Here is an 11,876-nt window from a genome sequence, read left to right as displayed (position 1 = left end):
CGTTTACTTGTCCTAGACTGATGCTGCTGTTGAGCACTCCGTTTTTTTCGCTATGGATTTCAAGGCCTACTGAATGTCCGATTCCCGTTATCAGGTCGACGTCAGCGTCGTCACGCGCTTCCTCGCAGAACAGTCCCAACCCGAGCAGAATCGCTTCGCGTTCGCCTACACCATCACGGTCCAGAACAATGGCGAGCTGCCTGCCAAGCTGTTGTCCCGGCACTGGGTCATCACGGATGGCGACGGTCACGTCGAAGAAGTCCGCGGCGAAGGCGTGGTGGGCCAGCAACCGCTGATCAAGGCTGGTCAGAGCCACACGTACAGCAGCGGCACTGTGATGACGACCAAGGTCGGCAACATGCAGGGCTCGTATCAGATGCTGGCCGAAGACGGTAAACGCTTCGACGCCGTCATCGCCCCGTTCCGCCTTGCCGTTCCGGGTGCCCTTCACTGATGGCGGTGTACGCCGTAGGCGACCTGCAAGGTTGCCTGGATCCGCTGAAGTGCCTGCTTGACGATGTGCAGTTCGACCCTGAAAAGGATCAGTTGTGGCTGGTGGGCGACCTGGTCAACCGCGGCCCCCAGTCGCTGGAGACACTCCGGTTCCTGTACGGCATCCGTCAATCGTTGGTCTGCGTACTGGGCAATCATGACCTGCACCTGCTGGCCGCCGCTCGCAACATCGAGCGCCTGAAAAAAGGCGACACGCTGCGTGAGATCCTGGAAGCGCCGGATCGTGACCAGCTGCTGGGCTGGATACGCCAGCAGAAACTGATGCATTACGACGAATCGCGCAACGTCGCGATGGTCCACGCCGGAATCGCACCGCAGTGGTCGCTGAAGAAAGCACTCAAGCATGCGGCCGAAGTCGAACAGGCCCTGCAGGACGACAACCTGTATGAACCGTTTCTGGACGGCATGTACGGCAACGAGCCTGCCAAGTGGGACAACGATCTGAACGGCGTCACCCGGCTACGGGTCATCACCAACTACTTCACGCGTATGCGTTTCTGTACCAGCGATGGCAAGCTCGACCTCAAGGGCAAGGAAGGCGTCGAGACGGCCAAGCCTGGCTATGCGCCCTGGTTCAGTCACAAGAACCGCAAAACCCGCTCGGTAAAGATCATCTTCGGGCACTGGGCGGCACTTGAAGGTCGCTGTGACGAGCCGGACGTCTTCGCGCTCGACAGCGGCTGCGTGTGGGGCGGCGCCATGACGCTGCTCAACGTCGACACCCTTGAACGTCATCAATGCAATTGCGATGCTGTCGGCCACGTAGCAACACCGACCATCACCCGAATACCGGCAGACGCCAGCCGTCATCAGCAGCCACAGGCTCAGGAGCCCACGCAATGACCGATTTCAAACGCATCCCCCCCGAACAGGCTCAGGCACTGCGCGAGCAAGGCGCGGTCGTGGTCGATGTTCGTGACGCCCAGACATTCGAGAGCAGCCACATTCCCGAGTCACAGCACCTGGACAACCACTCGATCGCCGACTTCATCGCCAAGGCCGATCTGGACAAGCCCCTTGTGGTCATCTGCTATCACGGCAACTCCAGCCAGAGCGCAGCGGCCTATCTCGTGGGTCAGGGATTCTCGGACGTGTACAGCGTGGACGGCGGCTTCGAGCTGTGGCGCTCGACTTTTCCGGCCGAAACCGTACAAGGCAACTGAAAAATATTTTTATGACAGTCGATCCCGCGTTCTACGCGGGCTCGCGCCCCAACTGACGAACGGTCAGCCCGTCTTCTCGCTCATCCCTTCTTTATCTTTCCGAATCCGAACTATCCTTAGCCTAGGCCATCCGAAATCAGGGGAGAGCCGGTACACCGGCGCGTGGGTCATCGGTAGTTACTTTTATGGTGTTCTGGGGGGTAAACGGCATCTGGATACTCAGCTGCTGCCAGCATCGACTGACGATCCGCCGCCGGCTCAACGTATCGAGCGAGGTGACGTCATGAGTATTTTTAGCCACTTCCAACAACGCTTTGAAACGACACGTCAGGAAGAGCTCTCGCTGCAGGAGTATCTTGAGCTCTGCAAACAGGATCGCAGCGCATACGCCTCGGCGGCAGAACGTCTGCTGCTGGCCATAGGCGAACCTGAGCTGGTGGACACCTCCGCCAACTCGCGGCTGTCGCGAATTTTCTCCAACAAGGTGATACGTCGCTATCCGGCGTTTGCAGACTTCCACGGGATGGAAGAATGCATCGATCAGATCGTCTCGTATTTCCGCCACGCCGCCCAAGGCCTGGAAGAAAAGAAGCAGATCCTCTATCTGCTCGGCCCGGTTGGCGGTGGTAAATCGTCTCTGGCTGAAAAACTCAAGCAACTGATCGAAAAAGTCCCGTTCTACGCCATCAAGGGCTCGCCGGTATTCGAGTCGCCATTGGGCCTGTTCAATGCCAATGAAGACGGTGCCATTCTCGAAGAAGACTTCGGCATCCCGCGGCGCTACCTGAGCACCATCATGTCGCCCTGGGCGACCAAGCGTCTGGCTGAGTTCGGGGGCGACATCAGTCAGTTCAAGGTCGTGAAACTCTATCCATCGGTTCTCAACCAGATCGCTGTGGCCAAGACCGAACCGGGTGACGAGAACAACCAGGACATCTCGGCGCTGGTCGGCAAGGTCGATATCCGCAAGCTGGAAGAGTTTCCGCAGAATGACGCCGACGCCTACAGTTATTCGGGCGCGCTCTGCCGGGCCAACCAGGGCCTGATGGAATTCGTCGAGATGTTCAAGGCGCCGATCAAGGTCCTGCACCCATTGCTGACCGCCACTCAGGAAGGCAACTACAACAGTACCGAGGGGCTGGGCGCGATTCCGTTTACCGGCATTCTGCTTGCGCACTCCAACGAATCGGAATGGCACAGCTTCCGTAACAACAAGAACAACGAAGCCTTCATCGACCGTATTTACATCGTGAAGGTGCCTTATTGCCTGCGGGTCAGCGACGAGATCAAGATCTACGACAAGCTGTTGTTCAATAGCTCTCTGTCCAAGGCGCATTGCGCACCGGACACGCTGAAGATGCTGGCGCAGTTCACCACCCTGTCGCGCCTCAAGGAGCCGGACAACTCCAACATCTATTCCAAGATGCGGGTGTACGACGGCGAGAACCTCAAGGATACCGATCCGAAAGCCAAGTCGATCCAGGAGTACCGCGACAGCGCGGGCGTCGACGAAGGCATGAACGGTCTGTCGACACGTTTCGCGTTCAAGATTCTGTCCAAGGTGTTCAACTTCGATCCGCATGAAATCGCGGCCAACCCGGTGCACCTACTGTATGTGCTGGAACAGCAGATCGAACAGGAGCAATTCCCTGCCGAGACGCGCGAGCGTTATCTGCGCTTTATCAAGGAATACCTGGCACCGCGTTATATCGAGTTCATCGGCAAGGAGATTCAGACCGCTTACCTGGAATCCTACAGCGAGTACGGGCAGAACATTTTCGACCGTTACGTGCTGTACGCGGACTTCTGGATTCAGGATCAGGAATACCGCGATCCGGAGACCGGCGAGATTCTCAACCGGGTGGCACTGAACGAGGAACTGGAAAAGATCGAGAAACCGGCCGGTATCAGCAACCCCAAAGATTTCCGCAACGAGATCGTCAACTTCGTGCTGCGCGCCCGCGCCAACAACAACGGCAAGAACCCGACCTGGCTTAGCTACGAGAAGCTGCGTGTCGTGATCGAGAAGAAAATGTTCTCCAACACCGAGGACCTGCTGCCGGTCATCAGCTTCAATGCCAAGGCCAGCAAGGAAGACCAGCAGAAGCACAACGACTTTGTCACTCGAATGGTTGAACGGGGCTACACCGATAAACAGGTACGTCTACTCTCCGAATGGTATCTGCGCGTACGCAAGTCGCAGTAATGGCAGCGGCAAGCGGCAGGCTGTAAGCCTCAGGCGGACGCAGGTTCGTCTGAGGTGCTGTTTTGTGCCAGCGCTTGCTTTTAAGCTTCAGCCTCACGGCTTGAAGCTTGCAACTTGAAGCTGCCCGGAGGGCCTATGAGCTATGTGATTGACCGACGTCTCAACGGCAAGAACAAGAGCACGGTAAACCGGCAACGGTTTCTGCGGCGTTATCGTGACCACATCAAGAAGGCCGTGGAAGAAGCTGTCAGCCGCCGCTCCATTACCGATATGGAGCATGGCGAGCAGATCAGTATTCCCGGTCGAGACATCGACGAGCCTGTGCTCCACCACGGACGTGGCGGCAAACAGACCGTCGTTCACCCTGGTAACAAGGAATTCACCACCGGCGAGCACATCGCCAGGCCGCAAGGCGGCGGTGGCGGCAAAGGGCCTGGCAAGGCGAGCAATTCCGGCGAAGGCATGGATGAGTTCGTGTTCCAGATCACCCAGGAAGAATTTCTCGAATTCATGTTCGAGGACCTGGAGCTGCCCAATCTGGTCAAACGCAACCTGACCGGCACGGACACCTTCAAGACCGTGCGCGCGGGGATCAGTAACGAAGGCAATCCTTCACGCATCAACATCATTCGTACGCTGCGTTCAGCCCACGCGCGGCGCATCGCGCTGTCGGGCAGCAGCCGGGCAAAACTCAAGGAAGCCAACAGCGAACTTGAGCGCATGAAGCGCGAAGAACCCGACAATTTCGGAGATATTCAAGCGCTTGAGGTGGAGATCGAACGCCTGAAGGCACGCATTCGTCGTGTGCCGTATCTGGACACCTTCGACCTCAAATACAACCTGCTGGTCAAGCAGCCCAACCCCAGCTCCAAGGCCGTGATGTTCTGCCTGATGGACGTCTCTGGCTCCATGACGCAAGCGACCAAGGACATCGCCAAACGCTTTTTCATCCTGCTGTATCTGTTCCTCAAGCGTAACTACGACAAGATCGAAGTCGTGTTCATTCGCCACCACACCAGTGCGCGCGAAGTGGACGAGGAAGAATTTTTCTATTCACGGGAAACCGGCGGCACCATCGTCTCCAGCGCCCTGAAACTGATGCAGGAAATCATGGCCGAGCGTTATCCGAGCAGTGAATGGAATATCTACGCGGCCCAGGCTTCCGACGGCGACAACTGGAACGATGACTCGCCGATTTGCCGCGACATCCTGACCAAGCAGATCATGCCGTTCGTGCAGTACTACACCTATGTGGAGATCACGCCGCGCGAACATCAGGCACTTTGGTATGAATATGAGCGCATCGGAGAGGAATATGCCGACACGTTCGCCCAGCAGCAGCTTGTCTCTGCCGGTGATATCTATCCGGTATTCCGCGAACTCTTCCAGCGAAGGTTAGTGTCATGACCGCCAGAGAGCAGAAACGCCAACCCATTTCCACGGGGTCAGAGTGGACGTTCGAACTGATCCAGACCTACGACCGCGAAATCAGCCGTATCGCTGATCGTTATGCGCTGGACACTTATCCCAACCAGATCGAAGTGATCACCGCCGAGCAGATGATGGACGCCTATGCCTCGGTCGGCATGCCGTTGGGCTACCACCACTGGTCCTACGGCAAACACTTCCTCAGCACTGAAAAATCCTATACGCGCGGCCAGATGGGTCTGGCGTACGAAATCGTCATCAACTCCGACCCCTGCATCGCTTACCTGATGGAAGAAAACACCATCTGCATGCAGGCGCTGGTGGTCGCTCATGCCTGCTATGGCCACAACAGTTTTTTCAAGGGCAACTACCTGTTCCGCACCTGGACCGATGCCAGTTCGATCATCGATTACCTGGTGTTCGCCAAGCAGTACATCATGCAGTGCGAGGAACGCCATGGCATCGACGCCGTGGAAGACCTGCTCGACTCCTGCCATGCGCTGATGAACTACGGCGTGGACCGCTACAAGCGTCCGTATCCGATTTCGGCGGAAGAGGAGCGGCGTCGGCAGAAGGATCGGGAAGAGCACCTGCAGCGCCAGATCAATGACCTGTGGCGCACCATCCCGAAAAGTGCGAAGGAAGGCGGCAAGGAAGACAATGCACGCTTCCCTGCCGAGCCTCAGGAAAACATTCTCTACTTCATCGAGAAACACGCGCCGCTGCTGGAGCCCTGGCAGCGCGAAGTGGTGCGCATCGTGCGCAAGATTGCGCAGTACTTCTACCCTCAGCGTCAGACCCAGGTGATGAATGAAGGCTGGGCCACGTTCTGGCATTACACGCTGATGAATGATCTGTATGACGAAGGCCTGGTCACCGATGGCTTCATGATGGAGTTTCTGCAGTCGCATACCAGCGTCATTTATCAACCCGGCTTCGACAGCCCCTACTACAGCGGCATTAACCCTTACACGCTGGGCTTTGCGATGTATCAGGACATCCGCCGGATGTGCGAGCACCCGACCGAAGAAGACCGTCAGTGGTTTCCGGAGATTGCCGGCACTGACTGGCTGACCGCGATCAAGTTCGCGATGAGCAGCTTCAAGGACGAGAGCTTCATCCTTCAGTACCTCTCGCCCAAGGTCATACGCGACCTCAAACTGTTCAGCATCATGGACGACGACCTGAAAGATGATCTGCTGGTCCCGGCCATCCATGACGAGAACGGCTACCGCACCATTCGCGAAATACTGGCCGCGCAGTACAACCTGGGTAACCGCGAGCCCAACATCCAGATCTACAGCATCGACCGGCGCGGAGACCGTTCGCTGACCCTGCGTCATCAGCAGCACAACCGCAAACCGCTGGGCGACTCCACCGATGAAGTGCTCAAGCACTTGCATCGCCTGTGGGGGTTCGACATCCATCTGGAAACCCTGCAGGGCGATCAGATCGTGAAAACCCACCATGTACCACCGAGAGGCGAGCACGCCGACAGTGAATATCCCCGGCTCGATTTGGCGGTTGTACACCTCTAAATCCTGAAGGCGTGAAGCTTAAACCGGTCATCGTTCGGTTTTAGCCTCCGTAAGGACGACGCAAGGTTTATCCTGTCGCGCTTACGGAGGTTTTTTATGCAGATTTTTAAAGTGGGCGGCGCCGTACGCGACCGCCTCCTGGGTTTACCCGTCACCGATATCGACTGGGTGGTCGTCGGCGCGTCGGCTGAAGACATGCTGGTCAAGGGCTATCGTCCGGTCGGCACCGATTTTCCGGTATTTCTCCACCCGCTGACGGGCGAGGAATATGCGCTGGCACGCACTGAGCGCAAAAGTGGCGTGGGGTATGGCGGCTTTGTTTTTCATGCGAGCCCTGACGTTACGCTCGAGCAGGACCTGATCCGTCGCGACCTCACCATCAACGCGATGGCCGAAGACAAGGACGGCAACCTGACCGACCCCTATCACGGCCAGCAGGACCTAGAAGCGCGCATTTTGCGTCACATTTCCCCCGCGTTCGCCGAAGATCCCCTGCGTGTACTGCGCGTTGCCCGTTTCGCCGCTCGTTATGCGCCGCATGGTTTCAGCATCGCTCCCGAGACGCTGGGCCTGATGCGGCAACTGAGTGAATCCGGCGAGCTCAAGGCGTTGACACCCGAGCGCAGCTGGAAGGAAATCTCTCGCGCCCTGATGGAAAAACAACCACAGGTGTTCATCGAGGTGCTGCATGAGTGTGGCGCGCTGAAAGAACTGATGCCCGAAGTAGAGGACCTGTTCGGCGTACCTCAGCCAGCCGCGCATCACCCTGAAATCGACACCGGCGTGCATGTACTGAGTGTGCTGGAGCAGGCTGCCCTTCACGAGCATCCGTTGAGCGTGCGTTGGGCCTGCCTGCTTCATGATCTGGGCAAAGGGCTGACCCCGGAGTCGGAATGGCCAAGACACATCGCCCACGAGCACACCGGCTTGCGCCTGATCAAGGCTGTCAACGAACGCTTCCGGGTACCGAGGGAGTGTCAGGAATTGGCGTTGCTGGTCGGCCAGTACCACACACAAGGACATCGGGCGCTGGAACTCAAGCCCTCCACTGTGCTGGAACTGCTGCACAGCTTCGACGTGTACCGCAGGCCGCAGCGCTTCGAGGAATTCATCGCCGCGTGCGAGATGGATGCACGAGGCCGTCATGGTTTCGAGCAGCGCAGTTATCCACAGGCGGAGTACCTGCGCGGTGCCGCAGAAGCGGCACGAGCGGTGTCTGTACAGCCGCTGCTCGAGAAAGGCTTGCAGGGTCAGGAACTGGGCAACGCCCTGAAAAATGCGCGACTGGATGCGCTGAAAGTGTACAAAGCGGAGTATGGCAATAGGTAAGTCGATCGATTCCTAGGCTCCAGCGCTCATCGTTATACACAAGTCCGCAAGCCGCGCAAAACGGGGGCCTAAACGAAAGTGACTGACTGAATGCATACCCCTTGGTCGTAGCAAGACTCGGGTATAACGCTGAGCACAAGCTTGGGCATGATCGGCGTGCTTGAGATCATGCTGATCGTTCCTACGCTCTGCGTGGGAATGCCTCCCAGGACGCTCCGCGTCCGCTCTGGAATGTGGCGCAGATGTGTGCCCAAGCTCCAGCGTTATCCACGTCATGCGCTCGGCTTAATGAATCCTCAGTCTGTGCCATTTGTGACGCGGAGCGTCACGGGAGGCATGCCCACGCAGAGCGATGGGCACGATCAGTGTTGAAGCGGACTTATGTATAACGCCGAGCGCGTGGGCACGATCATAAGCCCTTGAGCAGCTCCGCAGGCGTCAGCGCCTGGCCTTTCCACTCGAACGCCACAGGCCACAGCTGCTGATCAATCTGCGCGTCAGCCCACAACGTGCTGAATGGCACGCCGACACCTGGGTGCAGACGATCCGGAGCGATCAGCGATAATGGCCACAATACGAAGGCGTTCTTGAGAATTTCAGCCCGGGGCAGAATCAGCCCGTCGAAATTACCGACCTGCTCGCCATACAGCAGCACGTCAATGTCAAGCGGCAGTCCCTTGCGGTCCGGGGCGTAGCGGCCGTTGTCGGCCTCGATGAATTTCAGACGGCGATCCAGCTCCATCAACGGCAAATCGGTCAGCGCCGACACCACCAGATTGAAAAACGGGCCGCTCTTGATGCCCACCGGATGACTCTCGAATACGGGCGAACAGCTCAACTCACTCAGGAAGCTGTCCAGCGCATCAAGCCCGGCATGCAGGTGCCTTTCGCGCTCGATGTTACTGCCGAGCCCGAGGAAAATCCGCGTCAGCGACATCCGCGCTCGATCTCCACGCCCACACCGGCAGCGGCAGCGACCGCACCGGGCTTGGTCAGCCTCAGGTGCAGCCAGGGGATATTGAATTCAGCCATCAGCACCTCGGCCAGGCGCTCGGCAAACGTCTCGACCAACTGAAACTGCGCCTGCTCGGCAAAGGCCTGGATGCGGGTCGAAACACTGGCGTAGTCGAGTGCCTTGCTCAGGTCATCACCCGCGGCCGCAGGTCGGTTGTCCCAGGCAAAACTCAGGTCAAGACGCAGGCACTGACGAATGCCGCGCTCCCAGTCGTACGCGCCGATCACGGTATCGACCTCAAGACCCTGAATGAAAACTCTGTCCAAGCACTACTCTCCACTGCACGACAAGGGCGCGATGCGCCGTTAGAATCAGGGCATCCTCGCCCGGAATGGTTAGCATGTTTTGGTTACTGGCGACCTTCGCCTACCTGCTCGGCTCACTGTCCTTCGCCATCCTGCTCAGTCGCCTCAACGGCGGTCCCGACCCGCGTGAAAGCGGTTCAGGCAACGCAGGCGCGACCAACATGCTGCGTCTGGCTGGTAAAAAAATGGCCATCCTCACGCTGATCGGCGATCTGTGCAAAGGTCTGGTCCCGGTACTGATCGCCAGCGCCTGGGGGCTTGATCCTTCGCAACAGGGCTGGATCGGCGTGTGCGCCGTACTGGGCCATCTGTTCCCGCTGTACTTCCGCTTTCGCGGTGGTAAAGGTGTCGCCACGGCTGCCGGCGTGCTGCTAGGTCTTTATCTTCCCGCTGCCGCACTGGCCATCGCCGCCTGGCTGCTGACGTTCCGCCTGACCCGCACCAGCTCGCTGGCCGCGCTGATCGCCACACCCCTCACACTGCCATTGCTGGCCTGGCAGGAACCTCGGGCATTGCTGCCCATGAGCGTCCTGACACTGCTGATCGTCTGGCGACATCGCGGCAATCTACGCGACCTGCTCGCCGGGCGCGAACGGCATTTCTGATCGGTGTATTACAGCCCCGACAGTTGCTCCATTGGCCAGCGCGCCTGCACGCTGATGCTCAGGTCTTCCTTCTGGCCTGCCTGCAAACGCTGACAGCCCGCATAGGCGATCATCGCGCCGTTGTCGGTGCAGAACTCGGGACGCGCATAAAACACTTGCCCGCGCAGATCGCCCAGCATGCTCTCCAGCGACTGACGAAGCGCCTTGTTGGCGCTGACACCGCCCGCGATGACCAGGCTCTTGAGGCCCGTCTGCTTGAGCGCGCGCTTGCACTTGATGGTCAAAGTCTCCACTACCGCCTGCTGGAAGGCCAGAGCGATGTCGCAACGGGTTTGCTCGCTGTCGTCCCCGGCACTCTGGCACTGCTGCCAGGTGTTGAGTGCAGACGTTTTCAGACCGCTGAAGCTGAACATCAGGCCAGGACGATCCGTCATCGGCCGCGGAAACGTGAAGCGCCCCGCCAGACCCTGAGTCGCCAGTCTGGAAATCTCCGGACCGCCGGGGTATTGCAGGCCCATCATCTTGGCGGTCTTATCGAACGCTTCGCCTGCCGCGTCATCGAGCGTCTCGCCCAGCAACTCGTATTGGCCGATGCCATCGACACGAACCAGCTGCGTGTGGCCGCCGGACACCAACAAAGCGACGAACGGAAACTCGGGTGGATTTTCTTCCAGCATCGGGGCCAACAGATGGCCTTCCATGTGGTGCACGCCCAACGCCGGAATGTCCCAGGCGAACGCCAGGGCCTGTGCGCAGGACGCACCGACCAGAAGAGCGCCCACAAGTCCCGGCCCTGCGGTGTAGGCAATGGCGTCGATGTCGGTTGCGACGCAGTCGGCCTCGGCCAGCGTCTGGCGAATCAGGGGCAGCATGCGCTTGACGTGATCACGCGAAGCCAGCTCCGGCACCACGCCGCCATAAGCACGGTGCAGGTCGATCTGACTGAATAATGCATCGGCCAGCAAACCGCGCTCACTGTCGTAAAGCGCGACGCCGGTTTCATCGCAGGACGTTTCTAATCCCAGTACTAGCATGGGTTTGCGCCTTGTAGGGGGCAGATTCGAAGGCGCGCATAATAGTCGCCGACCGAGGTGCCGACCAGCGGTTTTCGATCAGAGGCTTTGCATTCCTCTCAATGAGGGGTTAACATCCGCAACCCTTAAAAACCGACGTACTTTTGTGCAGTGTTTGCACGAAGCGTTGACCCCGGTAATGAATGAAGGTAGCTCTGGATGCCAGCCGTCAAAGTTAAAGAGAACGAACCCTTCGACGTAGCTCTGCGTCGTTTCAAGCGCTCCTGCGAAAAAGCCGGTGTTCTGGCTGAAGTTCGTAGCCGCGAATTTTACGAGAAGCCGACTTCCGAGCGTAAGCGTAAGGCAGCTGCTGCTGTCAAACGTCACGCCAAGAAAGTTCAGCGCGAGCAGCGCCGCGCCGTTCGTCTGTACTAATACAGACTTACGTCGAAAGCTTCTGCCTTGCCCGGCCTTACAGTCGGGCTGTCGGCAGTTGCAGTTATAGCATCACGCTAGATTGACCGAGCAGCCAAGGCAGCACATGCGACCCGGGCTTCAGTCAAGCACGTCCCGCCTGCTTACAGGCAACATTGGTCATGCCCTCTCGGGCAGCACATCGATCAATGGACAAGACGAGTATGCCTTGATGACTTCGCAAGAAGCTCAGCCAAGGCAGCGTCTCGTGCATATGAAAATCCCTTTTCATACCCAAGCACCGACCTTCGGATGCCAAGACGTGCCCGCTTGTTGCAGTGCCTTTC

General features: G+C 58.5%; 12 protein-coding genes. 9 read left to right on the top strand and 3 right to left on the bottom strand.

The features are described from left to right. The first annotated feature begins 73 nt into the window (after nt 1-73). The 7 genes from apaG (at nt 74) to QRN20_RS14405 (ending at nt 8,177) form a co-directional block, all read left to right on the top strand. A complete protein-coding gene (apaG, locus tag QRN20_RS14435) occupies nt 74-454 on the top strand; it encodes a Co2+/Mg2+ efflux facilitator ApaG/CorD (protein ID WP_004885335.1) in 381 nt (126 codons plus the stop codon). Further along, the gene (locus QRN20_RS14430; protein ID WP_096767448.1) at nt 454-1,356 is read left to right on the top strand and encodes a symmetrical bis(5'-nucleosyl)-tetraphosphatase; all 903 of its coding nucleotides are present in this window, start codon (nt 454-456) and stop codon (nt 1,354-1,356) included. The genes apaG and QRN20_RS14430 overlap by 1 nt, the downstream gene beginning before the upstream one ends. Then, entirely contained in the window at nt 1,353-1,676 is a 324-nt protein-coding gene (glpE, locus tag QRN20_RS14425) for a thiosulfate sulfurtransferase GlpE (protein ID WP_004885333.1), read from the top strand. Before QRN20_RS14430 ends, glpE begins: the two co-directional genes overlap by 4 nt. A 283-nt stretch (nt 1,677-1,959) precedes the next feature. Then, nucleotides 1,960-3,882, top strand: coding sequence for a PrkA family serine protein kinase (locus QRN20_RS14420; RefSeq protein ID WP_004885332.1), 1,923 nt, complete (start codon nt 1,960-1,962; stop codon nt 3,880-3,882). A 135-nt stretch (nt 3,883-4,017) separates the two neighbouring features. After that, nucleotides 4,018-5,289 (top strand): YeaH/YhbH family protein, encoded by a 1,272-nt coding sequence (locus QRN20_RS14415; protein ID WP_004885330.1) that lies wholly within the window; start codon nt 4,018-4,020, stop codon nt 5,287-5,289. After that, nucleotides 5,286-6,848, top strand: coding sequence for a SpoVR family protein (locus QRN20_RS14410; protein WP_004885328.1), 1,563 nt, complete (start codon nt 5,286-5,288; stop codon nt 6,846-6,848). Before QRN20_RS14415 ends, QRN20_RS14410 begins: the two co-directional genes overlap by 4 nt. A gap of 96 nt (nt 6,849-6,944) precedes the next feature. Then, on the top strand, nt 6,945-8,177 hold the full coding sequence (locus QRN20_RS14405; protein WP_285360621.1) for a multifunctional CCA addition/repair protein: 1,233 nt from the start codon (nt 6,945-6,947) through the stop codon (nt 8,175-8,177). Nucleotides 8,178-8,586: 409 nt separating this feature from the next. Here QRN20_RS14405 and folK read toward each other — a convergent pair whose 3' ends face one another. Together folK and folB are read right to left on the bottom strand one after the other, a co-directional pair. Then, a complete protein-coding gene (gene folK / locus QRN20_RS14400) occupies nt 8,587-9,114 on the bottom strand; it encodes a 2-amino-4-hydroxy-6-hydroxymethyldihydropteridine diphosphokinase (protein ID WP_122413334.1) in 528 nt (175 codons plus the stop codon). After that, on the bottom strand, nt 9,105-9,458 hold the full coding sequence (gene folB, locus QRN20_RS14395) for a dihydroneopterin aldolase (RefSeq protein ID WP_004887801.1): 354 nt from the start codon (nt 9,456-9,458) through the stop codon (nt 9,105-9,107). The genes folK and folB overlap by 10 nt, the downstream gene beginning before the upstream one ends. Before the next feature lie 74 nt (nt 9,459-9,532). Here folB and plsY point away from each other — a divergent pair, with 74 nt between their 5' ends. Next, on the top strand, nt 9,533-10,102 hold the full coding sequence (gene plsY / locus QRN20_RS14390) for a glycerol-3-phosphate 1-O-acyltransferase PlsY (protein ID WP_004887799.1): 570 nt from the start codon (nt 9,533-9,535) through the stop codon (nt 10,100-10,102). Nucleotides 10,103-10,110: 8 nt separating this feature from the next. On the opposite strand, the gene tsaD is transcribed toward plsY, so the two are convergent. Further along, nucleotides 10,111-11,136: a tRNA (adenosine(37)-N6)-threonylcarbamoyltransferase complex transferase subunit TsaD gene (gene tsaD / locus QRN20_RS14385; protein WP_058431048.1), complete on the bottom strand. Its 1,026-nt coding sequence runs from the start codon at nt 11,134-11,136 to the stop codon at nt 10,111-10,113. A gap of 198 nt (nt 11,137-11,334) precedes the next feature. Here tsaD and rpsU point away from each other — a divergent pair, with 198 nt between their 5' ends. Then, on the top strand, nt 11,335-11,550 hold the full coding sequence (gene rpsU, locus QRN20_RS14380) for a 30S ribosomal protein S21 (protein ID WP_002551877.1): 216 nt from the start codon (nt 11,335-11,337) through the stop codon (nt 11,548-11,550). Nucleotides 11,551-11,876 lie beyond the last annotated feature (326 nt).

The organism is Pseudomonas sp. fls2-241-TYG-175 (genome assembly GCF_030209155.1).
GTDB lineage: Bacteria > Pseudomonadota > Gammaproteobacteria > Pseudomonadales > Pseudomonadaceae > Aquipseudomonas > Aquipseudomonas viridiflava.
The sequence above is the reverse complement of the archived record's forward strand: the minus strand, read 5'-3'. Positions and strand labels throughout refer to the sequence as shown.